26 protein-coding genes and 1 riboswitch are annotated in these 23,767 nt (G+C 41.5%); of the genes, 3 read left to right on the forward strand and 23 right to left on the reverse strand.

Annotated elements, in window-relative coordinates; all coding sequences use genetic code 11:
* Positions 1-10: 10 nt before the first annotated feature.
* The 8 genes from ACSBQP_RS14070 to acpS all read right to left on the reverse strand — a co-directional run bounded on the left by ACSBQP_RS14070 (position 11) and on the right by acpS (position 5,515).
* On the reverse strand, positions 11-412 hold the full coding sequence (locus tag ACSBQP_RS14070; protein WP_003214085.1) for an anti-sigma regulatory factor: 402 nt from the start codon (positions 410-412) through the stop codon (positions 11-13).
* Positions 413-414: 2 nt separating this feature from the next.
* Positions 415-783, reverse strand: a complete 369-nt coding sequence (gene rsbS / locus ACSBQP_RS14075) for an RsbT antagonist protein RsbS (RefSeq protein ID WP_003214235.1) — start codon at positions 781-783, stop codon at positions 415-417.
* A 4-nt stretch (positions 784-787) separates the two neighbouring features.
* Positions 788-1,618, reverse strand: a complete 831-nt coding sequence (locus ACSBQP_RS14080) for an RsbT co-antagonist protein RsbRA (protein WP_058336383.1) — start codon at positions 1,616-1,618, stop codon at positions 788-790.
* A gap of 114 nt (positions 1,619-1,732) precedes the next feature.
* Entirely contained in the window at positions 1,733-2,083 is a 351-nt protein-coding gene (gene ndoA, locus ACSBQP_RS14085; protein WP_003214169.1) for a type II toxin-antitoxin system endoribonuclease NdoA, read from the reverse strand.
* Between the two features lie 4 nt (positions 2,084-2,087).
* The gene (locus tag ACSBQP_RS14090; RefSeq protein ID WP_003214273.1) at positions 2,088-2,369 is read right to left on the reverse strand and encodes a hypothetical protein; all 282 of its coding nucleotides are present in this window, start codon (positions 2,367-2,369) and stop codon (positions 2,088-2,090) included.
* Between the two features lie 293 nt (positions 2,370-2,662).
* Positions 2,663-3,844: an alanine racemase gene (gene alr / locus ACSBQP_RS14095; RefSeq protein ID WP_435028511.1), complete on the reverse strand. Its 1,182-nt coding sequence runs from the start codon at positions 3,842-3,844 to the stop codon at positions 2,663-2,665.
* Positions 3,845-3,972: 128 nt separating this feature from the next.
* Entirely contained in the window at positions 3,973-4,989 is a 1,017-nt protein-coding gene (locus ACSBQP_RS14100) for an outer membrane lipoprotein-sorting protein (RefSeq protein ID WP_007496489.1), read from the reverse strand.
* Positions 4,990-5,149: 160 nt separating this feature from the next.
* Positions 5,150-5,515: a holo-ACP synthase gene (gene acpS / locus ACSBQP_RS14105; protein WP_019744212.1), complete on the reverse strand. Its 366-nt coding sequence runs from the start codon at positions 5,513-5,515 to the stop codon at positions 5,150-5,152.
* 94 nt (positions 5,516-5,609) lie between these two features.
* Between acpS and ACSBQP_RS14110 the strand changes: the two genes are divergently transcribed.
* Positions 5,610-6,215 (forward strand): rhomboid family intramembrane serine protease, encoded by a 606-nt coding sequence (locus tag ACSBQP_RS14110; RefSeq protein ID WP_060832102.1) that lies wholly within the window; start codon positions 5,610-5,612, stop codon positions 6,213-6,215.
* 56 nt (positions 6,216-6,271) lie between these two features.
* On the opposite strand, the gene ACSBQP_RS14115 is transcribed toward ACSBQP_RS14110, so the two are convergent.
* The 7 genes from ACSBQP_RS14115 to ACSBQP_RS14145 all read right to left on the reverse strand — a co-directional run bounded on the left by ACSBQP_RS14115 (position 6,272) and on the right by ACSBQP_RS14145 (position 13,718).
* Positions 6,272-7,768: a PH domain-containing protein gene (locus ACSBQP_RS14115; RefSeq protein WP_435028512.1), complete on the reverse strand. Its 1,497-nt coding sequence runs from the start codon at positions 7,766-7,768 to the stop codon at positions 6,272-6,274.
* The gene (locus tag ACSBQP_RS14120) at positions 7,758-8,237 is read right to left on the reverse strand and encodes a PH domain-containing protein (protein ID WP_008346922.1); all 480 of its coding nucleotides are present in this window, start codon (positions 8,235-8,237) and stop codon (positions 7,758-7,760) included. Before ACSBQP_RS14120 ends, ACSBQP_RS14115 begins: the two co-directional genes overlap by 11 nt.
* 110 nt (positions 8,238-8,347) lie before the next feature.
* Positions 8,348-9,838 (reverse strand): degradosome RNA helicase CshA, encoded by a 1,491-nt coding sequence (gene cshA, locus ACSBQP_RS14125; RefSeq protein WP_052320367.1) that lies wholly within the window; start codon positions 9,836-9,838, stop codon positions 8,348-8,350.
* Positions 9,839-10,004: 166 nt separating this feature from the next.
* Positions 10,005-10,343, reverse strand: coding sequence for a hypothetical protein (locus ACSBQP_RS14130; protein WP_008346926.1), 339 nt, complete (start codon positions 10,341-10,343; stop codon positions 10,005-10,007).
* A 127-nt stretch (positions 10,344-10,470) separates the two neighbouring features.
* Positions 10,471-11,163: an alpha/beta hydrolase gene (locus tag ACSBQP_RS14135; protein WP_366966930.1), complete on the reverse strand. Its 693-nt coding sequence runs from the start codon at positions 11,161-11,163 to the stop codon at positions 10,471-10,473.
* Between the two features lie 26 nt (positions 11,164-11,189).
* Complete coding sequence (locus ACSBQP_RS14140; RefSeq protein ID WP_144626440.1) at positions 11,190-12,554, reverse strand: UDP-N-acetylmuramoyl-tripeptide--D-alanyl-D-alanine ligase; 1,365 nt, start codon at positions 12,552-12,554, stop codon at positions 11,190-11,192.
* Between the two features lie 81 nt (positions 12,555-12,635).
* The gene (locus ACSBQP_RS14145) at positions 12,636-13,718 is read right to left on the reverse strand and encodes a D-alanine--D-alanine ligase (protein WP_142154081.1); all 1,083 of its coding nucleotides are present in this window, start codon (positions 13,716-13,718) and stop codon (positions 12,636-12,638) included.
* 184 nt (positions 13,719-13,902) lie between these two features.
* On the opposite strand from ACSBQP_RS14145, the gene ACSBQP_RS14150 reads away from it, so the two are divergent.
* Both ACSBQP_RS14150 and fbpB read left to right on the forward strand, forming a co-directional pair.
* Positions 13,903-14,223 (forward strand): thioredoxin family protein, encoded by a 321-nt coding sequence (locus tag ACSBQP_RS14150; protein WP_008346934.1) that lies wholly within the window; start codon positions 13,903-13,905, stop codon positions 14,221-14,223.
* Between the two features lie 339 nt (positions 14,224-14,562).
* Positions 14,563-14,712, forward strand: a complete 150-nt coding sequence (fbpB, locus tag ACSBQP_RS14155; protein ID WP_065461547.1) for a Fur-regulated basic protein FbpB — start codon at positions 14,563-14,565, stop codon at positions 14,710-14,712.
* 98 nt (positions 14,713-14,810) lie between these two features.
* Here fbpB and ACSBQP_RS14160 read toward each other — a convergent pair whose 3' ends face one another.
* The 8 genes from ACSBQP_RS14160 to ACSBQP_RS14195 all read right to left on the reverse strand — a co-directional run bounded on the left by ACSBQP_RS14160 (position 14,811) and on the right by ACSBQP_RS14195 (position 23,701).
* On the reverse strand, positions 14,811-15,146 hold the full coding sequence (locus ACSBQP_RS14160) for a hypothetical protein (protein WP_017366657.1): 336 nt from the start codon (positions 15,144-15,146) through the stop codon (positions 14,811-14,813).
* Between the two features lie 117 nt (positions 15,147-15,263).
* On the reverse strand, positions 15,264-16,031 hold the full coding sequence (locus ACSBQP_RS14165) for an ABC transporter permease (protein WP_024720482.1): 768 nt from the start codon (positions 16,029-16,031) through the stop codon (positions 15,264-15,266).
* Positions 16,009-16,935, reverse strand: a complete 927-nt coding sequence (locus tag ACSBQP_RS14170; RefSeq protein ID WP_435028514.1) for an ABC transporter ATP-binding protein — start codon at positions 16,933-16,935, stop codon at positions 16,009-16,011. The genes ACSBQP_RS14165 and ACSBQP_RS14170 overlap by 23 nt, the downstream gene beginning before the upstream one ends.
* 324 nt (positions 16,936-17,259) lie before the next feature.
* Complete coding sequence (locus ACSBQP_RS14175; RefSeq protein WP_058214413.1) at positions 17,260-18,501, reverse strand: dicarboxylate/amino acid:cation symporter; 1,242 nt, start codon at positions 18,499-18,501, stop codon at positions 17,260-17,262.
* 77 nt (positions 18,502-18,578) lie between these two features.
* Positions 18,579-18,713: riboswitch (cyclic di-AMP (ydaO/yuaA leader) on the reverse strand.
* Between the two features lie 63 nt (positions 18,714-18,776).
* Complete coding sequence (locus tag ACSBQP_RS14180; RefSeq protein ID WP_007496515.1) at positions 18,777-19,799, reverse strand: AI-2E family transporter; 1,023 nt, start codon at positions 19,797-19,799, stop codon at positions 18,777-18,779.
* A gap of 209 nt (positions 19,800-20,008) precedes the next feature.
* Positions 20,009-21,277: a C4-dicarboxylate transporter DctP gene (gene dctP, locus ACSBQP_RS14185; RefSeq protein ID WP_007496516.1), complete on the reverse strand. Its 1,269-nt coding sequence runs from the start codon at positions 21,275-21,277 to the stop codon at positions 20,009-20,011.
* A gap of 124 nt (positions 21,278-21,401) precedes the next feature.
* Positions 21,402-22,085: a response regulator gene (locus ACSBQP_RS14190; protein ID WP_008346951.1), complete on the reverse strand. Its 684-nt coding sequence runs from the start codon at positions 22,083-22,085 to the stop codon at positions 21,402-21,404.
* On the reverse strand, positions 22,082-23,701 hold the full coding sequence (locus tag ACSBQP_RS14195; protein ID WP_026050048.1) for an ATP-binding protein: 1,620 nt from the start codon (positions 23,699-23,701) through the stop codon (positions 22,082-22,084). The genes ACSBQP_RS14190 and ACSBQP_RS14195 overlap by 4 nt, the downstream gene beginning before the upstream one ends.
* Positions 23,702-23,767 lie beyond the last annotated feature (66 nt).

Raw genomic sequence — 23,767 nt, forward strand, 5'->3', positions numbered from 1 at the left:
GGTTTCCCTCCTAGCGAAGCCACTTGACAGCTTGTATCTCAGTTCCTTGTTCTGGTGCGGAATCTAATTTAAATTCATCCATCAGTCTTCTGACGCCCGGCAAGCCTGCTCCGAGTCCGCCTGATGTAGAAAATCCGTCTTCCATTACTTTACGTATATCCATGATGCCAGGCCCCTCATCGGCTGCGATGACTTTGAGTCCACGCTTTCCGCGCTCCATCACTTCTTCTATACAAATCTGACCTTTACCAGCGTATAAATAGATGTTACGAGCTAATTCTGAAATGGCCGTCGTAATTCTTGCTTGGTCAACTGTTCCAAAACCAAGTTCTTTTGCAACATTCCGCCCCAATTGTCTTGCTGCGACTATGTCCCATTCCGTCAATATTTTTACACAGGATTGGTCTTTCATATCTATTCCCCCAATTCCCGCTTCAGTGTCTCAAGCCCTTGTTCAAGATCTAGTGCTGTCTGAATTTCTTCCAGTGAAATGCCAAGTTCAATAAGCGTCACAGCGACTGCCGGCTGTATTCCTGTTAATACAACTTTTGCCCCCATGAGCTTGGACATGGTGATCACATCGCCTAATACCTTTGCGATAAATGAATCAATCATATCGACGGATGTTAAGTCAATGACCACACCGTTTGCTCCTGTTTCATGAATTTTATTCAGTAAGTCTTCTTGAAAGTGAAGAGCTGTTTGATCATCAAGCTCCCACTGTATTGAAATCAGAAGACAATTATATAATTTTAAGATTGGAATCTTCGGGTGATTTCTCAATTGGTTATCCCTCCAATGAAACAATTTTTCGATTTGTCATTTCCAAAGCAGTTTGAATTCCTTTTTGAAGGGTATTCTTTGTTGTAACCTGAGATAAATCAATTCCAAGGTTAACGATCGTTTGGGCTATTTCTGGGCGAATACCGACAAGTAAACACTTCGCTCCTACTAATCTCACAGCCTCTGACGCTTGAATAATATGGTGTGCCACCATTGTGTCTACGACAGGTACACCCGTGATATCAATCAGGACGACCTGTGAGCGATGTTTGACGACACCATTAAGCAGGTTCTCCATAATTTTTTTCGCACGATCTGTATCAATTGTGCCAACAAGTGGCATGACGGTGATGTGCTCAAACACAGGGATTAGCGGGGCAGAAAGTTCCTGCAGCGCAATTTTTTGAAGGCTGACGGTTTTTTCCCATGAGATGGAATACTGGTTTAAGATCTCATTATGGATGGGTGTGATGAATCGATCGATTTGCCAGATGAGGTCATGACTTTCTTGTGTTGTATCTTTGTCATCGTTCATTTTTTCATATAAATGTGTACGGATTTCCGTTAGACCGTTTGCCAGTAACTTAAGTGATATACCCATTTGAACGATTTTCAAAGCAAAATTTTGCACTTTTTCTTCAAAATCTTCATTATCCCCCTCTGAAAGAGATGTAATGATGAGTTGAACATATTCCGAACAGATGGTTTCATACATTTTGTCGTTCAGCATCATGTCCGTTTCTTTTTCTCCGAGTCGTTTTAAAATGTCCGTCCACTCTGTTTCTAATTCCTTTTGGTGCTTTCTTGCAAAAGCTAACACGATATGATTCGACATGTTTTACCCCCTACTTACATTTAAAGCTCTTCTTTAGTCTTTCTTCATTATAACGTTAAAAAAAATTGAACACAAAAAAAGTTGCTCCCAATAGAGCAACCAAGTATCACCATATTAAAAATCAATAAGAGCCAAACTAACTTGTAAGGCTTCATCAACCTTCTCCATCATCTCATCATCAAGATGTGTGATTTTATCTGTCAATCTTTGTTTATCGATCGTACGAATCTGTTCCAAAAGAATGACAGAATCTCGTTCAAAGCCGTAGCGCTTTGCATTAATTTCGACGTGAGTCGGTAATTTCGCTTTTTGTATTTGGGCTGTTATGGCTGCAACGATAGCAGTCGGGCTGAAGCGATTTCCAATGTCATTTTGAATCACCAATACCGGGCGAACCCCGCCCTGCTCGGAGCCAACAACAGGAGATAAATCAGCAAAGTAAACATCACCGCGTTTAACAATCAAATGTTTAACCCCCGCTGACTAATCGCTCAACTGTATTCTCAGCCTCAAATTCTGCGTATTGTGCCTCTGAAGAGATATTCAGATTAATTTTCGCCATCTCCATGTAGCCGCGTCTCATCGATTCACGATTTTGTCGAATATTACGTTCACGAATATACGTTTTTGTCGCTCGGTAGATCAATTCATTTCTTGTTACCTTATCCTGCTCTGCTACTCGTTCGATCTCAGACATTAAAGCCTCCGGCAGTCGAATCTTCATTTCATTTGTTGCGCTGGATTCAGACAAAAAACATACACCTCCACAAAACTTACGGATACCGTTTCGATCCATTCCAAGACTAATCATACCATTATTCAATGCACAAGCAAAGCTGTTTTTTCATGATTTCTTATTAGAACATGAAGCGGCTCGCCACCCGTAAATCAAGATGATAATGGAGTTCCTCTTTCCCATTATACGCTTTTTTCCGAAAATCATACGGTATTTCCAAAATCTCTAAAAAAGGGAGAATGTTTATGATGCCTTTGTAGAATAAAAGAGAACGATGTCAGTTTGAACATCGTTCCCGTGGATGCTGTTTATAAAAAGCTTGGCCCGCCTTGAAGCAGCGGATTTCGTACATGAACCCTTTCGCCGTCCTCTATATAGACTCTTGGGACGCGGTAACCAACAGAACATGTGACTTCGTAGTTAATGGTTTCAAGCCGTTTGGCTATTTCATCGACAGATATCCTGTCTTCGCCTTGTGTGCCGATGAGCACGACTGGCTCCCCTGCCGGAATATCCTTTTTCAAATCAACCATGAATTGATCCATACACACCCGTCCAGCAATTTTTCGGCGTTTTCCGCCAACGAGCACTTCTGTTCCGGCAAGCTTCCTGATCCAGCCGTCTGCATACCCGATTGGAATCGTACCAATCCATGTATCTTGATTCGCTGTATAAGTTGCACCATAGCTCACGCTCTCACCCTTTTGAATGGGCTTTACATGTGCAAGTTTTGTATGAAGAGATAATGCTTCTTCCAGTTGAAACGGCAATTCATCTTTGATTTCTTCCGACGGCGACAGCCCGTACATACTGATGCCAAAACGAACCATATTAAATAAAGTGTCTTTAAACCTTAGACCTGCTGCACTGTTGGCGCAATGAATGAGCAGTTTGTCCGTATGAAGCGGTTGAAGCAATGCTTTAAACGTATCAACCTGCATACCGAAGTAGTTTTCATCTTTTTCATCCGCTGTGGCAAAGTGAGTAAATACTCCTTCCAGCTGTAAAAAAGAATGAGCGTGGACAAGCTCTTTTACTTCGCTCACCTGCTCGATTGTTTTCACACCTAACCGATTCATGCCGCTGTCGATTTTCAAGTGGAAACGAATGGGTTGTCCCATCTGCCCTTTCATCACTTTGACGACTTCTCTCAGCCACTGGATAGAGTAAGCAGTCATGATAACGTTGTATCTAACGGCGACTTTGACATACTCTGACGGTACTGCGCCGAGCACAAGAATAGGTGCTTTTACACCTTTATTTCTTAAAGAAATGGCTTCATCTAAAAAAGCGACGGCTAATAGGTCTGCTCCTGCTTCGAGGGCAGCTTTTGCCACTTCTATATCTCCATGTCCATATGCATTGGCTTTCACAACAGCCATTAGTTGGACGCTTTGACCAATATGGTCTTTCATATGTGAAACATTATGCTTGATTGCTGTTAAATCAATTTCTGCCCATGTGTCTCTATAAAAGGCATTTGTGTCCATTCATCACACTTCCCTATTGAATGATTCAATACTTCATTATGATACTAAAAATCCAGAATAATGTGAAACAACTCAAAGAAAATCAGCCCCTGTACAGGGCTGATTTGTTGTTATGTTAAGCATCTCGCCTATTTCGCTGACTGTCCTTCTACACTTTTGGCGACCATTAAGAGTTCTTCTTTCGATAAATCACTTGAAGAAATTAAGTAGTCAACTCCATCAGATGTCCAAGAAAGAGATTTGTCTGTCAGAACACCCACTGTCATGCCAAGATCGACTGGCTCGCCGTTCATCGTCACAGGCGTAGACGCTTCTGCTACCCGTGCTTTTTCCTGAATGAGCGTGAAGGATTTCTTTCCGCCATACGTCATCACATACCGCTTTCCAGCATCTGTTGTCATTTCTTTCTCTTCCATTTTCTTCACGCCCTCTGGCATATCCACAGGCGTTTTCACAGCAAAGCTGTCAGATGGATCTGCACTTGTGGCAACATCCATTTGAGAAAGTGTCATATTTTTCTTCTCATCAAAGGCGTCTTTGTCAAAGGATTTGTTGAATTCAAAGTGAGAGAATTCTACTTTCACCATTGGCTTTTTATCGCTATCCAGTACTTTCACACTAGCAGGCGCCATTGTTTTTTTATGAAAGGTAATCTCTTGGGTCGGCAGCATTTGGTTGTGCTGATAGTTGGTTTTTGTTTCAAAAACGTACTTCGACTCTTTTGCTTTGAACTGAGCTGCACTGTCATTTTTAATGTCTTTCACAAGTGATTCAAATAAATACACCTGACTGCTGTTGTTCGGCCAATCACTATGGAAGCGGAAGCTTTTGTTTAATGAAGGTGTCAGCACAAATACACCATTGCCATTTCTTAAAATGACTTGACTCTGATCCTTCTTCGGATTTTCTAAGTAGACACGGTAAAGCTCCGGCTTCTTGTACCAAATTTCCACATGGTATTCCTGCGGATCATTTCCTGTCTCAATGGTCATTTTTGCTTTGGCTTTGTATGATGTCATTTCCTCTGCCTTTTTGTTTAAATCTCCAACGATATCCTGTTGAGATTTTTGACCGCATGCGGAGAGAATCAGTACAAAAAGGATCCCCGTTACAAGCAAAACAAAGCTTTTTCTCACCCTTTTCAACCCCTTCGTTAATTGTGTTAAAAGGAAGAAACCGCTTGTTTGACTTTAACAGTACGCCTCAAGAGTTAACTGCGTACCGCGAACCATCAAAGCCTGTTAGCAACTCGCCCTTCCTTATCGCACTACCCAATATATGAAGGGGGGACAAACAATATGCAGACTAGCTTGACAACCTTTCAATTAAAACTTGTGCTGCAGCATATTCCTTTGTATGGGTAATGGACACATGAACGTAGTCTTCTTTTGTTTTCTCACTTTTGATGAGAGGTTTTCCGTTTGCATCTTTTTGTATCTCGATGTCGTGAAAGCTTACATACTGACCAATTCCCGTACCGTATGCTTTTGCGAATGCTTCTTTCGCCGCAAAACGCCCTGCCAGAAACTCCAGCTGTCTCTTTTCACTTAGTGTGTAAAAGACTTCCTGTTCACGTAAAGTCAAAATTCGTTCTGGTAAACGGGGCTGCCTGCTAAGAACTCGTGACAGCCGGCCGATCTCTACAATATCCATACCGATTCCTTTAATCATGAGGTACCTCCTATGATACTCGTACTAATTTGGATGTTCGCTTCATAAACGTGTTACTATAAACTTACCATTATCTAGTCAAAAGGGGTTTGTTATGTTTATTCGAACGGAGAGCTTTCAACAATTTATTAGATCGTATCCAATCGTAACAGCGATCCTTGCTTTGCAAATCGGCCTATGGCTTTTATTTGCGATCCCTATTCCAATGATCCAGCTTGGGCAGGACCATCTCGTTGGTTTTAATTATGGTGTTGCAGCAGGAGAATGGTGGCGGCTTTTAACGCCTATTTTTCTTCACGGAAGTCTGACACATATTCTGTTCAATTCCATGTCGCTCTTCCTATTCGCTCCAGCGCTTGAATATTTGCTTGGGAAGATTCGATTTCTTGTGATTTATCTGGGTGCTGGATTCATTGGCAATCTCGGAACCTATTGGGTGGAGCCTTTAGAGTACGTACATGTCGGGGCTTCTGGTGCGATATTTGGTTTATTTGGCGTCTATCTTTATCTTGTCCTATTTAAACCGCATATGATGGACCGTGGTAATTCTCAGGTGATCTTAACGATTCTCGGCGTCTCTGTTATTATGACGTTCGTCAACTCGAACATCAACATCATGGCCCACTTATTTGGATTGATAGGCGGCATGATCCTAGCACCGATCACCCTATTCTTCCATTCAAAAAAACGACGCTATTAAGCTCATAAAAAATGTCGATCACTCCGTTTAACGGGAGCTGATCGACATTTTTTGGTTTAAGATGATTGATTCGTTTCATAGGAATACCAATCGCATACACGTGCAGCATCTTCCTCTTCAAGGTGATGCACACCAAAAGAATCAAGCAAGGCAGAGGACTTCACAAAGGTGTGAATACTTGCCACCCGCCCTTTCTTTTGAAAATAGGATTGGGTCATCGTATAGTTTTGCATTCGTTTTCTTAAAACAATTCCGGTGGTCTTGCCGATACCTCTTGTCGTTAATTGAATCAGTTGATCTTTGATCACATATCCTGATTGTTTATAGGCTAAATACCCAAAGAACAAGGCAAGTGGTAATGGAATCAGCGCCAAATATCCCCATGGTGGAAAACGTACAGAAAGGATTATACCTACAAGTAATGGAACAAATCCGTAAGATATCAGATAACGTTTCAGTGAACGCTTCGGCACTTTTTTCAATTCACTTTCTGGTGCCAGCTGATATTGATCTGTAAATTGAGTTAACAATTCATTGATTTTTTTCTTCCGTATGAGTGGAAATAAGACAGAAGAGGTCTCTTTTTCTGTAATTGAACCTCCTGCGCTGACAAGCATGACCGTCGCAAAACCAAATGGTTCACGCAGAATATTTTCTTTGATTTTCACTGCTTGAATTCTCGCAAGCGGAATGGTCATTTGATGCCTTTCGATGAGGCCTCTTGTGATGATGATGTCTTTCCCTTTTCGTTTTGCGGTAAAATTCGCATATTGAAGGGCTGTTACCCCAACACTAAGAATCCACGCAATCAATACGGCAATAAATATGAGAATCGCATAAATCTCAACACTCGCATGACTTAAAAAAGAGAATTGCTTGACGAAGCCGTCCAAAGGCAGAATTTCATCTATTTGTGTGTAGATGGCGAGACACCCAGAAATAATGACGCCGATTCCGCTTGAAGTGGTCGCAGCCAAAAGTAACTCAGGTATACCCATTCGGTAGGAAACACTGATTTCTTTTTCTACTGGCTGTTGCGCTGTCAGAGGATCAGGGAGATCTAAATTTTCGTCATTCATTTCTTCTTGTTGCAAGCTTTTCTTCCGGTTGAAAATCGATTGCTTTAATTGTTCAGCTTCTGCTTTTGTAATGGCCGTCAGGCTCACTTCAGGTCCATCCGTCCCGCCTGCCGTTTCGATTTGCACCCGAACCAAACCAAAGATCCGCTGGAAGATACCTTCACTTGTATTCACCGTTTGAATTCTTTCTAACGAGATATACTTTTTCTTTTTGGTGATGACACCTGATTCTACTCGAAATTCATCGTCTTCCATTCGGTAGGTGAATCGTCTCCATGCTAAAACGGTTGAAACAGCTTTCCATAAAAGAAGCACACCAAGAATGATGAACGCATAAAAACGAATACTTGAATTCGAGTTCACAAAAATAAGCACGAAAAAAGGGATAATGAAGTTTTTGATCATGGATACGGCATCTGATATAAAATCAATGAACATCGAAATTGGATGTACACGTTTTGGTTCAGACATCATCTTCCGTCACCCTTGCTAATCGAGATATGTAATCGCGAAGCTCATCTGCCTCTTCTAATTCCAGTGCCGGAATATCATGCACTGTCGCAGCCGTAGAAATTTGAACAGATGCCAACCGGTAGCGCCTTAAAAGCGGCCCTTGAGATGTATCCACATGCTGAACACGTACCATTGGCACAATGACACGTGTGACACGAATCAATCCGTGCTGTATTTCAATTTCGTTCTCAAATACTTCATAGCGCCAGATGTGATGACGGATTTTCGGTATGAGCCAGATTCCGAAGATGACCTGTAAAATCCACAAACCGATGAGGATGGCTCCAATCCAATATGGCCATTGAAAATAATAACTAGCTACAAATACCCCAATGATGATGAATAAGAAAATCAATGAGATAATTCCATTTTGAAGACGCCATACTTTTAATCCATTTAAGCTGATTTGACGTTGCGGCTGTTTTCTCACATTCTTCCCCCATTCTCTTACTTTTCTATCAATATATTACGAAAGAAAGCCTAAAAAGTTTCATTAGGCCTGTTAAAAAAAGCGAACCCTGCAAAGGATTCGCTTTTGAATTAGTTGTTATAAGATTTCTTTTGACGACGATCGTTAGAAGAACGATTGCGGTCATTTGAAGAACGCTTTTTATCACCGTAAGATGAACGGCTTTTTCCGCGATAGCCGCCACCACCGCCGCCGTCTCTGCGTTTAGAAGAGCTGCGGTTGTTACGATTGCGTTTTGAAATCATTGGTGCTTCATCTGTCAAACGAACAGGCGTTGCATCCGGCTCTTTTGTCATCATTTTGATGGCAGCCGCAACCACTGTAACAGAATCATGATCTTCTAACAATTCAGCAGCTGCTGTCATGTAGAAGTTCAAGTTGTTTTCACTAATGATTGTGCGTAGACGGTCAACTGTGACTTGTTGTTGTCCTTCAATTGCCTCGTCTAGAGTTGGTTCTTTCATACGATCCATTTTACGCTTAGTCGTTTGCTCAATCGCACGAAGCATATCTTTTTCACGTGGTGTGATGAATGTCATCGCCATACCTGTACGTCCAGCACGGCCTGTACGTCCAATACGGTGTACATAGCTTTCTGGATCTTGTGGTACGTCGAAGTTATACACATGTGTAACACCTGAGATATCAAGTCCACGTGCTGCAACGTCTGTTGCGACAAGCACATCGATTGAACCTTCTTTAAATTTACGAAGCGCAACCATACGTTTCGCCTGAGTCAAGTCACCATGAATTCCTTCAGCTGTATAACCTCTAAGGTTTAATGCTTCAGTCAATTCGTCAACGCGGCGCTTTGTACGGCCGAAAACAATTGAAAGCTCTGGTGATTGAATGTCAAGAAGACGAGTCAATGTATCAAACTTCTTACGCTCGTGAATATCCAAGTAGAACTGCTGGATGTTAGATACAGTCATTTCTTTCGCTTTTACTTTTACATGTTCTGGGTTTGTCATGAAACGCTCTGCAATGCGCTTAATTGGTGCAGGCATTGTCGCAGAGAATAAAAGTGTTTGGTGTTCACTTGGTACATTTGAAAGGATCGATTCAATGTCTTCGATGAAGCCCATGTTAAGCATTTCGTCTGCTTCATCAAGCACGACTGTTTCAACATTTTGAAGACGCATTGTGCGACGATTAATGTGATCGAGTAAACGTCCTGGAGTCCCTACGATGATATGAGGATTTTTCTTGAGCGAACGGATTTGGCGACCGATATCTTGTCCACCGTAAATCGGAAGTACACGCGCACGCTTGTCTTGGCCAATTTTGTATAGCTCTTCAGATACTTGAATCGCTAATTCTCTTGTTGGCGCAATGATAATCGCTTGGATATTTGGAGACGCTGGGTCGATTTTTTCTACAAGAGGAATACCAAACGCTGCAGTTTTTCCTGTTCCTGTTTGTGCTTGTCCAATGACATCTTTATTCTGAAGACCGAGAGGAATTGTTTCCGCTTGAATCGGTGTTGCTTCTTCAAATCCCATGCGGTTAATAGCTTTCATGAGACTTTCGCTTAATTGAAAATCTTGAAACGTTATAGTCAAATTATTCAAACTCCTTCTAATTGCTGTTTCAGTAATCTCGTGAATGATCATTAAAAACTGCCCTTTGTATGAAAGGACAGGTCCATTATATACAAAGCCCGAATTACCCTACCTTATATCTTACCATTACACTATTTGTTTTTCAACAAGACAGAAATGGATATATCTACTGCTCGACAATGACAGATTCACCTTCACTTTGATCTCCGTCCATCCATTTCCACTTTTCAAACAGTTGAATTTTTCCGTTATCCAGCTGCTTAGGAGTGGAATGACATGAACCGCTTCTCATGCTGCCATCCTTGCTTACATGGTGATATCTAAAATGAAGTGCTCCGTCTTTATACACAGTTCCTACAAGTACGCCAGATTGAATACTGCCGCCTTGATATGTGCCCGTTAAAATATTCCCGTCCTGACGATATTGAAAAATGGTTCCTTCCGATACTTCCCCATTGCTCGAATTAGACTGCGGGACAAAGGTTTTTCCGTCATATTGAAACAACCGAATCGACCACCTTTTCTTACCTATTGTAACATAGGCCTGTCACTCATTCGACAAAAATGATGCAAATTTTAACAAGTGGGATTCAATTTATATTAGTTTAGCCACATTTTAGCTTTTCTATAGATTAAATTGTTTTTTTTAGAAATTGTTCGACTTTCTCAAACAATTTCTGTGCACAAGGCTCATGACAAACGTGATGTTTACAATCAGGTAAATAGAACATTTCTTTCTGACGGGAAGGGATTTTATGATAAATGAATTCTGCACTAGAAGCGGGGACGATCCCATCACTTTCACCTTGAACGATTAACACAGGTAGATGGAGCTTTTCAAGAGAGCCCTTTGTTTGCTTCACCAATTTCATAAATTCTACAGCAGCTGATAACGGTGTACTCGTCAGCTTATGACGATATCGATCATACAATGGGTTCGTATCAATCAAACCAGACAAGGATTCCTTCACCATCTGCCTTGTGTCTTGAATCATTTGTTTTGGGTTAACATATTTAGCAGCAGCACTTAACAGAACAAGACGGGACACTGGATACTTCGCTGCTAAATATGAGGCAATCATCCCGCCCATAGAAAAGCCGACCAAATAAATGGTGTCACATGTTCGGTAAAGGGATAAGAGTTCTAGTTCAGCGGTGGCAATCCACTCCTGATAGAGAATGCCTTTGAGCTGAAGTTCCTCCCCATGCCCCGGAAGCGTGACAGATTGTACCGTCCAATCTGTCGTCTGCTTTAAATATTCTGCAAGTGGCTCTACTTCATACGGGGCACCAGTAAAACCGTGTATACATAGACAGCCAATCACCCTGTCACCTTCTTTGCCGATCTGATTTATAGTGCAGTAATCACGTCTTCCAATCTCATGCCACGGGAAGCTTTGACCAGAACGACATCGTCAGGTCCTGCCACATCCGCTAGTTTTTTCTTCAGTTCTTCTTTGTCCATATAAGAAGACACGCGGTCGTCTCCAAATGCTTTCTTCGCTCCTTCAGCAATGAATGCGCCAAGACGGCCAAACGTTAAAACATGATCAATAAACTCAGGCTTAATGTATTCCCCTACTTCAAAATGATAGGTCTCTTCTTCACTGCCCATCTCCAGCATATCTCCGAGAACGAGTATGCGGTTAGCAAAGCCATCCATATCTCCTACAAGATCAATCGCTGCTTTCATCGACGTAGGACTCGCATTATACGCATCGTTGATAACCGTGATGCCCTTATCTGTTTTAAACAGTTCTAAACGCATGCCTGTCAATTTCGTTTGCATCAGCCCTTGGGCAATTTGTCTTTCATTCAGACCGAAATGCTGGCCGATTGCAATAGCTGCAAGAGCATTCTTTACATTATGTTTCCCTAATACAGGAATGAGAAACCCTTGAGCGTATCCCTCCACTTGAAATTCAGTGCCTTCAGCGAGTTGGTGGATGTGAATCACCTTGATATCACAGTCCTCTGATTCCCCAAATGTTTTTACGCTACGTGCCAGGGCATTTGCTCTTTGGCGGAGTAAAGGCTCGTCTCCTAAATAATAAAAAGTCCCATGCTCTTTTAACCCTTTTGTGATCTCACATTTTGCATCTGCAATGGCTTCTCTTGATCCTAGATCCTGCATATGAGATTCTCCAATATTGGTGATGACAGCTGCATCAGGTTCAGCGAGATTAGATAAAAATTCGATTTCTCCTTTTGCACTCATGCCCATCTCTAATACAGCAATCTCTGTTTTTTCTGGCATTGCAAGGATGGTCAGTGGAAGTCCAATATGATTATTAAAGTTGCCATCTGTTTTATGGACTCTGTATGTCGTTTGTAGGACAGAATGGATCATGTCTTTCGTCGTTGTTTTGCCATTACTTCCAGTAATACCGACAACTTGAGGGTTTTCCTCTTTTAAGTATGATTTCGCAAGCTGTTGGAGTGCTGTCAAAGTATCCTCTACAAGAATGACAGGTACACCGGATGGTGGGTTCGCTTCTGTTTCATTCCAAAGAACCGCTGCCGCTCCAAGCTCCACTGCTTTTGAAGCAAAAGTGTGACCGTTAAAATGTTCCCCGATAAGCGGGATAAATAGTGCGCCTTTTGATACTTTTCGTGTATCTGTTGTCACTCCGTGTATCTGTTCTTCGCCAAAAGCTTCATTCGATAATGTGCCACCAGCCATTTGGGCGACTTGTTTCACTGTACGTTTGATCATGTTTTTTCGCCTCTCTTTCTCATTTCACGTTTGAAGGAAAAGAGACACTACCTGTAGGATAGTGTCTGCTTGCTTCTTACATTAAAAAGTGGTTTTAATGGTTTGTTTTTCTTGATGGCGTTCAATTGCAAGTGACACCAGCTTCTCAATCAGCTCAGGATACTCTACACCAGTATGTTTCCAAAGAAGCGGGAACATACTAAAAGGTGTGAATCCTGGCATAGTATTCACTTCATTGATCAGCACTTCGCCTTCTTCTGTTAGGAAGAAATCTGCACGTACGAGGCCAGATCCATCAATGGCTTTAAATGCCTTGATCGCCATATCGTGAATCGTCTTGTACTCTTCCTCTGACACACTCGCAGGAATGATCAAATCTGTATCGCCATCTTCATATTTTGCTTTATAGTCATAAAAATCTGTTTTAGGTGCAATCTCACCAACGACTGAGCATTTCGGCTCGTCATTTCCTAATACACCAATTTCGATTTCTCGTCCTACAACGCCTTCTTCCACAACAACACGACGATCATATTGGAAAGCCAATTCAAATGCTGTTTGAAGCTCTTCTTTGCTGCGGCATTTACTAATTCCGACACTTGATCCCATGTTGGCAGGTTTCACAAAACAAGGATACCCGAGTACTGCTTCTACCTGTTCTAGGCTGTCTGATATGGCTTTCTCATAATCCTTTTTATTGAAGGAAAGATGCTTTGCCTGCGCAAGCCCAGCTTGAGCAAACACATCTTTCATCATGACTTTATCCATACCCGCAGCAGACGCAAGAACGCCGTTACCGACATACGGGATGTTCAATAGTTCAAGTAACCCTTGCATGGTCCCATCTTCACCATTTGGCCCATGCAGCAATGGAAAGACAACATCAATCTTTTCATCAGCTGATGCAGGCTGTGGAAACATGCTTTCATTTAAAGAAGTTGGTAAAAACGTCTTTGCATTTTGTTCAAATTGAAGCATTTTGACGTTTGATACTGGTTCAGTGAGTTTTTCTCCTCTTAGCCATTCGCCCTCTTCTGTAATATAAATTGGATGTATATCGAACTTCTCAGTGTTAAGTGCTTTTGTAACTGCAAGGGCTGTTTGCAGTGATACATTATGTTCGGCTGACTTTCCGCCGTAAACCAATCCTAAACTTATTTTCAATGGATACTCCCCCCACTAAAATTCATCTTTACTATCTTATCACTTTCAAGCAAAAATGCTCTAATTAATTTTTGTTGTTACGGAATTGAAATGATTTGTAAAGGTTGTAAGCGCCCCCCGAGCATTTGTATGTCATTCGCCTTTATTTTATATTAAAATGACATTGAAAAGGAGTTGTGACAAATTGAAAAAAATTACAAGCACTGAACAATTCAACGAAATCATTCAATCAGACAAAGAGGTCATCGTTAAATTCTTTGCGACATGGTGCCCTGATTGCACTAGAATGGACATGTTCATTCCAGACATTTTAGAGGCTTATGCTCAGAATGAATGGTTTGAAATAAACAAAGACGACTTTCCTGAGTTAGCGGAAACGTATCAGGTCATGGGAATTCCTAGCCTGTTAATTTTCAAAAATGGCGAAAAAACAGGTCATTTACACAGTGCCAACGCTAAATCACCTGAAGAAGTAACGGAGTTTCTTCAAGAACACGTTTCATAACTCATTTGAATGGAGACATCAGCCAACTCATGCTGGTGTCTTTTTTTATATCCTTTTAAATCAAATCTCTTCATAAGACGAGATGTGCGGCTAAAATGTTTCAACATCGGCAGGAATGTTTGATCTGATTTCATGACAAGGTTTGACAGCGGATTATTTCCTGGGAAAGAATTCATCGTCGATATGGATGGGAATATGTCGGTTACGTGAATTTTCTGAATTGAATCTTTACTTATGACATTCTGCTTTGTATAATGGAGTTGCTAATTGAAAATGATTATCAATTTCATCTGTGTGAAATCTTATAGAGTCCATTCTACCAAAGGAGCGTTGAGTTACATGTCTAAGAAGAAAATCAAAACGTATCAGCAATTGATTGAAGAAAACAAGGAAGCGATCATGCAAGACCCTAAAATGATGGAAAGTATATACGAAACCATCGATAAAAAGCACCAAAAGCAGCTTGCCGCTGCTGGACGTGAATCATAAACACAAGAAGAGCAGTCAAATAGATGGCTGCTTTTTTATTTGCCTGAAGAAAAGAAAAAGCCGATAAAATCTATTCTTCGATTTTATCGGCTTTTGTTTTAATGTGATTTCGCTACACGGTCTTGTTTCATTCCTAAATAGATGAGCATATATGTTAGATAACCCATTGTCATCGTTAAACCACCGAAGAAGAATTGTGAAAACACGGGTTCTTCAAATGTCGTAACGGCAGCAAGAACGATCCAGCTCGCATATAAATAGACCATGAACCATTTCATGTTTCTTTTAAGTGTATACAGAAAGAAAAGACCCGCTAATGAAAAGATCCCTAGCGCTAGTCTGAAATAAACAAGATGATCAAACTGGAAGGCAAAAGACACAAACGAAAACGACAACAGCAACAAAATAGGTAAAGCCGTAATAAAATTTTTCACGATAGTGCCACCTCCATGACTCTGTCTTATTATAAGACAAAATCAGCCGGTTATCGTGAAATACAGACTCGTTTTCACAAAGATGTCACGAATTTTTCTTGTTATTTGACACAATTTTTACACATTTACATCACGCTTCCAAAAAAGGAGCCAAGCAGCACCAACAAAGAAAACGAAATGCGCCCCTACAATGAATAGCGAAAACAGAGGGCTCATGCCCTGAAAGAGCGGCGGACCTTGAAAACTGTATTGTGTGAAGTCCGTATTAGCGAAAAGTAGAATCTTCCCCCACTGATTTTCTAACAGAGACATGATCGACACTAATGATTTCGCCGCGTATAAGACGAAAAATGAAGTCACAAGTGCAATCAGACTGTTTCTAAACAAACTTGAGCACAGAAAAGCAAAGCTTGCCATCATGACTACTTCCACCCACTGTGATCCAATCACAGCAAATGTGTGCAGAAATAATCGCCCAGTGCTTTCATCAAAATCAGTACCAAAGAAAATAAGGCCAAAAAGAAAAGCGAACACATAATAAAAAACAAACAGGTAAAGGACCATCAGCACAAGAGTGATGTATTTTGACAAGAAAATATGAAGCCTTGTCTTTGGCCGAATCAACAAGAACTTGATGGTTCTTTTTTGAAACTCTGTTGAGATCAATGTGGCGCCAATCACGACAGCGAACACTTGTAAAATAAACACAACATTCGTGGAATAAGCAAAATAGTTCGCGACTGTATCTTGCCCGCCAAGCCCGGAAATGACTCGTTTCAATGCTAGCGCCATCGTCAATTGAAAGACAACAATCAGTCCAAGTGCAATGAATGTGATCTTTTGTCTCGTGATTTTTTTATGTTCATTCTTGATGAGTTGAAGCATCTGCCGTCCCGCCTTCCGTCCATTTCATAAAGGCCTCTTCAATTGATTGTTTTTGAGGCGTCATTTCAAGTACATCAAATTCTGCTAAGACAAGCTGTTTATTCAGCTCTGGCACACGGTCTTTATTCAGTTGAACCAGCACATGCTGATCCCTTTGTTCATATGTATATCCTTGCGTATCTAGCCATGAAACTGCCTTTTCTACTGGCTGAATATTCATCAGTACCTGCTCTTTCCCTTCCATGTCGCGAAGGTTTGTATTGGCTTTGATCTCTCCTTTTTGGATGATGATCATGCGGTCACAAAGCTCTTCTACTTCATGCAAAAGATGTGTAGCAAATAACACAGAGACACCTTCTTCTTGTACAAGCAGTTGCAAGTGCTCTCGAAACTCCTTCATTCCTGCGGGATCAAGCCCATTTGTTGGTTCATCTAAAATGAGCAGATTGGGCTTATGCAAAATGGCTTGTGCAATCCCGAGCCTTTGTTTCATCCCTAGTGAATACGTTTTGACCTTCTGATGAATGGCGTGCTCCAGACGAACTCTTTTTACCACTTCAAGAATGCGCTCTTCTGAAACTCCATCATGCATAGATGCATACAACTCAAGGTTTTCAAAACCTGTTAAATATGAATAAAATTCCGGATTTTCTATGATCGCTCCAACAGATGACATCGCCTTTAGATGATCATCATCTTGAGAATATCCATTTATGATGATCCGGCCGTTGTTTTTTTTCATCAAGCCAACGATCAATCGAATCAAGGTCGTTTTTCCAGACCCATTTGGTCCAAGTAAACCGACAATTTCCCCTTGCCTAATGTCTATCGAAATATGTTGCAAAATTTGATGCCGACCAATTTGTTTATCGACGTTCTCTATGTGTAAAACAGCAGACTGCAAAGTGGTTCCTCCTTCTAATGTAAAACCTATGGCGGCAGTTACGGCTGCTCATCCTGTAAAAAGTATATCACGCTAGACAAGCCGTTCCACGAAAAAAAGGGCTGATCCAGTCAGCCCTTTCAGATTGTTGACAAAGGGCTAAAATGAACTTTATTTTAGCCCTTTGTCTTCTATTCAGCGTGATAGAAAGCCCTTGAAGTCTAGGAAGGACGAGCACTGGCACGGAGCGAATTTGACATTCGTGAGTACCAGCGCGCAGGACTGACAAAGAATGCGAGGGTTTGTCTACACGCTGAGGGCTGATCCAGTCAGCCCTTTTAAACATTACATTGATACATGAGGTGATGATGCATCTTTCTCATGTTTTTTCTCAGTTTCTGCGACAATCACTGCACACGCTGCGTCACCTGTAATATTGACAACCGTTCTTGCCATGTCTAATAAACGGTCTATCCCAAGGATCAGCGCAATGCCTTCAACAGGAAGACCGACAGAATTCAGTACCATGGCTAGCATAATTAAGCCAACTCCCGGTACGCCAGCAGTCCCGATACTGGCTAATACAGCGGTTAATACAACGGTGAGCATTTGCATGAGCGTTAGCTCCACACCAAACACTTGTGCAATAAAAATAGTTGCAACCCCTTGCATAATCGCTGTCCCATCCATATTGATCGTCGCGCCTAACGGCTGCACGAAACTAGAGATCGGCTCAGGTACTTTCAATTTCTTTTGAGCGGTTTCCATTGATACGGGAAGAACAGCATTACTGCTTGATGTACTAAATGCCACGACCATTGCAGGTGAAAAGTCTTTAAAGAATGTAAAAGGATTCCGTTTTGCAAATATCGCCAATGTGGAACCATAGGTGAGAAAGAAATGAACAAGCAGCGCTACTAGAACGACTGTAAAGTACAGCCCCATGGCTTTAATGGCAGCAAGACCTTGGCTTCCAATAGCCGTCACAATTAAGCCAAATGTTCCGTATGGAGCAAATTTCATGACCACGCCCACAAGGTACATCATGAGTTCATTGCCTTGTTCTAATATTTTGAGTAATCCTTCTGTTTTTTTACCTAGCACTGCAATTCCTAGTCCTAAGAAAACACAGAATACAATGATTTGTAGCATATTGCCTTCGACTAAAGATTGAACTGGATTTGATGGAATGATGTTTAATAATGTTTCAGCTGTAGATGGCGCTTCTTGAGGTTTGTATTCTGCCCCTTTTGTATCGAATGAACCAAAAGAACCTGGTTTAATCAATAAGGCTAAAGCCATTGCAATGATAATAGCGAATGTTGTTGTCAGTAGAAAATAAGAGATGCTTTTTGCGCCGATTCTGCCAAGTTTTTTCGGATCGCCAAGGCCTGCTACACCAAGTGTGATCGAAAAGAAGACAATCGGCACAACTAACATTTTAATCAGGTTTAAGAAGATTTGACCTAGAGGTGTAAATAGATAAGGGTCTAACACTTTGAATACATTTGGAGCAAAAATGTTGAGTAGTAGTCCTGTGATTGCACCTACAATTAAAGCAATAATAATTTTCGTCGCAAGCTTCAATAAAATCTCCCCTTCCTCGTCAAAAAGGCCCACGAGAGAGTCTTCTCGTGGGCCTGCGTGTCCATACGTGTACCACTGTCTACTCTCTTCACGCTGATGAGGTTAGCTGACGGGTTAGGACGAAGAGATGTCCTTTTTTCTTAAAATAAGAAAAATTCACCCCAAAAACTTGGGTCCCCCATTCCTTTAGAAGGATTAAGCGTGTGGTAATATGATATTTTCATACTATTTATACCTTATTTTTAGAAAATTGTAAACAGGTTCATATGAACTTTTTAATTACTTTCTTCCTTATTCGTGACCTCCAAGATATCTAAGATAAACACAAAGATTGGGATGCCGATAATCAGTCCCCAAATGCCAATATAGTGTTCAGAGAAGATCAGGACAATAAACGTGAAGAAAATAGGGAGCTCTGTTTTAGCTGACATGAGCTTCGGATTTAAGAAGTAGGCTTCAATGGCATGGATGATCACGATCACCAGCACAATATATAGGACGTACATTCCGCCTCCAAGTGTATACGCAATGATGCTGAGTGGAACGAGGGAGATGACCACACCCGCTACCGGAATTAAACCTAACAAGAAGACCATGACCGCTAATCCAAATAATTGCGGGAAGCCCATAATGCCAAGCGCAATTGTCGTTAAGACACAGTTAACTGTTGCAATGATGAACTGTGCTTCAAGTACCTTACCAAATGTTCTGGAAAACTTACGTCCAAAGAAGGCAATTTCATGATAGAACACGGAGATTTTACTCGTTTTGAACTTATTCATGAATTGAATGAGGCGTTCCTTTTCGAACAGGAAGAACATGCTTAATATTAAGGACATAATGACCTGGATACTGAACGTGCTGAAATCTGTTAAGTATGTATAGAGGAAATTAAACCCTTTCTCGAAGAAAGAAGATATTTTGAAATCTCCGAACACATTGGTGACGACGTCAAAGAAGGGTAAATCTTGTGGATGATCTGCAATCTTTTTCCCTAAATGAAATAACTGTTCCACCTGTTTCGCAATGATGGGCACAAACACAAAGCCGCCAAACGTCAATCCACCAGCTAGAAGGATGTACAAAATGGTGATGACTGATTTCTGTCCTATTTTCAGGAAGCGATTTAAAAAGCCTCTTATGACCTCTTCTAACCGGTTCATTAAAAAGGTGAAAATGAAGGTCAGGAGAATTAAATTCATCATTCCTCTTAATAGATATAATGCTGTGGCTAATACTACAAATACTGAAAACCTCTTGACACCAGGTTTTTCGAACAATTTAAAAAATGCCGCCATACGTTACACACCTGCCAGGACTAAAGTCTATTTTTCGTTGGATCTCCTATTCATTATATCGGATCTTTCTGTAAATTATATAACAAAAGGTCAATGAGGTCTTACGATTCGTCCTAAATTAATCAAGCTTTTATGTTTTTTCTTTTTTTACACAAGAAAAAACCGAACCCCATGTAGACATAAGGTTTCGGTTTTTGGTTGTTTTTATACTAAACAGCCTGCTTGATATTTCGCATTTCCTGTAGCGCTGTTTTACTCTTCGCTTCGTCAAATTCCCCTTCACTTTTCGCTACAACAATTGTAGCAATTCCATTTCCAATCAGGTTCGTAATCGCTCTTCCTTCACTCATGAAACGGTCTACCCCTAATAGCAGTGCAAGACCTTCTAGCGGGATAACCTGAAGTGCAGCAAGTGTAGAAGCTAGCACGATAAATCCGCTTCCTGTGACTCCAGCTGCTCCTTTTGATGTGAGCATCAGAACAAGGATAATCGTGATTTGCTGTCCGATGGATAGGTCCACCCCAAACACTTGCGCTAAGAAGACCACGGCCATGGACAAGTAGATTGAAGTACCATCTAAGTTAAAGGAATAGCCTGTCGGAATGACAAGTCCAACAACCGACTTAGAGCACCCGTAGCGTTCCATTTTATCCATCATTCTTGGCAAGACAGATTCTGAAGAACTTGTGCCAAGAACAATTAAAATTTCATCTTTGATAAAACGGAGATAACCGAACAGGCTGAAGCCATACATTTTACAAATGATGTTCAGCACGACGAAAATAAACAAGAACATCGTCATATAAACGGAAAGCATCAGACTAGCTAGTGGTTTAATTGAAGCTAAACCGAAGTGTCCGATTGTATAAGCCATTGCTCCAAATGCCCCTAATGGCGCGGCACGCATGATGTAACCAATGATTTTAAAGAAGACAAGCGACAGCTTATCAAGCCATTCGATGATGCCTTTCCCCTTCTCGCCAAGTGCAGCGAGCGCAACACCGAATAAAATAGAGAAGAATAAGACCTGTAAAATATCTCCCTTTGCAAAGGCATCTACCATGTTAGATGGCACAATGTGTGTGACAAACTCCATCCAGTCGATACCCTGTCCCCCATTTTGGGTATATTGCGAGACATCCCCTTTTTCAAGCTTACTATAGTCAAGACCCGCTCCCGGCTTCATGATATTGACCACAAACAGTCCGATGACAAGCGCAAGCGTCGTCACAACTTCAAAATAGATAAAAGCTTTTCCCCCAACTTTTCCAACCTTTTTCATATCCCCCATCTTGGCAATTCCAAGAACAATGGTTAAGAAAATAATGGGTGCAATGACCATTTTCACTGCATTAATAAATGTGTCACCAAGCGGCTTCATTTCTTTCCCGACGTTTGGCCAAACCATCCCAACAATAATCCCGATAATGACAGCTGCAATGACCTGAAATGTCAGGTTCTTCAATAGCCTCTTCATAAAAAATCAACTCCCTCACCCTTTGATGTAAACGCTTAACTGTTATCTGTAGATAAATGATAGCGATTTCATCAAAGGCTGTGAAGCTTATGGACATATCGTACATTTTGGTCTTTTTGGTCTCTTAGTCAGAATGTACGATATATTTGTTCACAGGGCGTCCGACCCCGCCATATTGCATATCTAATTTCAGCTCGCCTTCTTTCACCAGGAAGTCTAAATAACGGCGTGCCGTGACACGTGCAATCCCAAGTGCATTGGCAACTTCCTCTGCAGACTGCGCTCCTTCTTGCAGACGCATATAGGCTTTAATTTCATTCATCGTATGCACATTCAGTCCCTTAGGAAGCCACGTCTCTTCAAGCTTAACAGCAGGCTTTCGTATGATATCATCGAGCATCTCTTGAGAAAATTCTGCTGCGGTACGAATTTTTGATTTGAACGCTTTATAGCTTTCAAGAGATTCTTTCATCCGTTCAAACTTAAATGGCTTAATGATATAATCTCGGGCACCATTTTGAAGCATGGTGCCGATCGTCTCTTTGTCCTTTGCTGCCGAAATCACAATCACATCCACCTGCATCTTTTGCTTTCTGATGTCTTGCAGTGTTTTGACGCCATCTTTTTTAGGCATATACACATCGAGCACCACAAGATCTGGGCGAATGTCTTTGATCAGCTGGATGCCCTGCTCGCCATTTCCTGCTACAGCCGCAACTTGAAAGCCAGGGACACTCTTAATGAACTCTTTATTGACTTCTTGCACCATCGGGTCATCTTCAATTAATAGCACCTTAATCTGAGTCATCTGTCTCTCTCCTCTATTGTCATTGGGAATTCGATTGAGAAGGTGGTACCAATGCCGATGCTTGATGTGACTTCTACATTTCCCATTCCTTTGTCGATAATCGTTTTTACAATATACAGCCCGTAGCCTGTTCCGCCTTCTTTACCGTGAGTAAAGCCTTTGTCGAAAATATGAGGAATCATGTCCTCTTCTATTCCAGATCCATAATCTTCAATTAAGATCGCGAGGACATCCTCTGTTTGATCAATACTAATGGAAATAAGTTTTGTGTCTCTTTCTACAGTATCATACGCGGCAAAGGCGTTCTCGATCAGGTTGCCAAGCAGCTTCGTCATATCATGCTGATCCAGCCGCTCTGGGAAATCGCGCAGACTGCTATTTTCATCTACTTCAACCTTTATGCCTAACTCCTTGCCCCTTCTTATCTTGCTCATCAACAAACCTGCAACTGCATCATGCTGTATCACACGGTGGAGAAAGTCCGTGACATGCTCCTGTTCTTCGGTCGTTTGGAACGCTAAATCGAGTGCTTGATCGGCTTTCCCCAGCTGAATTAATCCCGCAATTGTATGAAGCTTATTCATATGTTCATGATTTTGCACCCGCAGGCCATCAACGAAGTTCTTCACCCCGGTTAATTCCTCCGCCAATTTGGCCGCCTCTGTCCGGTCCTGAAAAATCGCAACCGCTCCGATGATTTTCTTTTTCATCACAATTGGAATTCGGCTGCTCATGATCCGCTTTCCGCTCATATGAATTTCTTCATTGTAGACGGGTTCTGCGCGGTCAATGATTTCTGGAAGCCTTGTATCTGACAGCACATCCCAAATATTTCGACCCACTACATCACCTGTCACGCTGAAAATTTGCTTTGCTTTTTCATTAAAAATGGTGATCATGTGCTGGTTATCAATGGCAATGACCCCTTCATTAATGGAATGAAAGGTAGCTGTGCGTTCCTCTAGCATTCTGACAATCTCATGCGGCTCCAGCTTAAACATTTGCTGTTTAATATGACGGGCGAGCAAAAATGAACCGACAAGCCCGAAGCTGAGTGTGAGCAGAAGGATCATGAGGATATCCTGCTTCATTTCTCCTAATATATCTGCCATACTCGGCAATGTTCTTCCGACTAGTACAACCCCTGTTTGGTTAAATTTTTCATCCTTTACTGGATAAAAAGCTCTAATGGCTGTGCCAAGCTCTCCCTGTGCTTCTGAGAAATAGATATGCTCTGCAAAGGCAGGTTCTTCATCTGTCCCCTCAGAGCGCTGGCCAATCCTCGTTTTTACTGGATGTGTCAATCGCACGTGATCCATATCCATGACAACAATGTAGTCAGCATCTTGGATAATCCGAATCTCTTCAATGGCATGCTGTAACCGCGCACGCTCCTTTGTCTGATCATCCAATGCCTGCTTTACCTCATTCATCTCAGCTACTGTTCTTGCCGTGTTCATGAGCCTTTTTCGAAGTTCTCGTTCCTCTGTTTGCTGAATTCCCCCGACCAGAACAATTCCTCCGATTAAAAGGGCAAAAATGACAACGAAATATGTGAGGATGGTGAGCTTCCACCTAATAGATAATTGTTGTAATTTCAGTCGATTTCTCATCATTTTTTCACCTGTATCTTTACGAATTCTTCCTCTGTCAAGTATCCTTGACATAAGGGGGATCTGACG

The organism is Bacillus sp. G402 (assembly GCF_051172515.1).
Taxonomy (GTDB): Bacteria; Bacillota; Bacilli; order Bacillales; family Bacillaceae; genus Bacillus; species Bacillus altitudinis.

Excerpts from the sequence above, each read along its gene's own strand:
- ACSBQP_RS14110 (WP_060832102.1), top strand. The coding sequence starts at position 5,610 with ATGTTTATTCGAACGGAGAGCTTTCAACAATTTATTAGATCGTATCCA.
- fbpB (WP_065461547.1), top strand. The coding sequence starts at position 14,563 with ATGTCTAAGAAGAAAATCAAAACGTATCAGCAATTGATTGAAGAAAAC.
- ACSBQP_RS14115 (WP_435028512.1), bottom strand. The coding sequence starts at position 7,768 with ATGATGTCTGAACCAAAACGTGTACATCCAATTTCGATGTTCATTGAT.
- ACSBQP_RS14080 (WP_058336383.1), bottom strand. The coding sequence starts at position 1,618 with ATGTCGAATCATATCGTGTTAGCTTTTGCAAGAAAGCACCAAAAGGAA.
- ACSBQP_RS14180 (WP_007496515.1), bottom strand. The coding sequence starts at position 19,799 with ATGGCGGCATTTTTTAAATTGTTCGAAAAACCTGGTGTCAAGAGGTTT.
- ACSBQP_RS14165 (WP_024720482.1), bottom strand. The coding sequence starts at position 16,031 with ATGCTTCAACTCATCAAGAATGAACATAAAAAAATCACGAGACAAAAG.
- ACSBQP_RS14070 (WP_003214085.1), bottom strand. The coding sequence starts at position 412 with ATGAAAGACCAATCCTGTGTAAAAATATTGACGGAATGGGACATAGTC.
- ACSBQP_RS14140 (WP_144626440.1), bottom strand. The coding sequence starts at position 12,554 with ATGATCAAACGTACAGTGAAACAAGTCGCCCAAATGGCTGGTGGCACA.
- acpS (WP_019744212.1), bottom strand. The coding sequence starts at position 5,515 with ATGATTAAAGGAATCGGTATGGATATTGTAGAGATCGGCCGGCTGTCA.
- ACSBQP_RS14190 (WP_008346951.1), bottom strand. The coding sequence starts at position 22,085 with ATGACTCAGATTAAGGTGCTATTAATTGAAGATGACCCGATGGTGCAA.
- alr (WP_435028511.1), bottom strand. The coding sequence starts at position 3,844 with ATGGACACAAATGCCTTTTATAGAGACACATGGGCAGAAATTGATTTA.
- ACSBQP_RS14195 (WP_026050048.1), bottom strand. The coding sequence starts at position 23,701 with ATGATGAGAAATCGACTGAAATTACAACAATTATCTATTAGGTGGAAG.
- dctP (WP_007496516.1), bottom strand. The coding sequence starts at position 21,277 with ATGAAGAGGCTATTGAAGAACCTGACATTTCAGGTCATTGCAGCTGTC.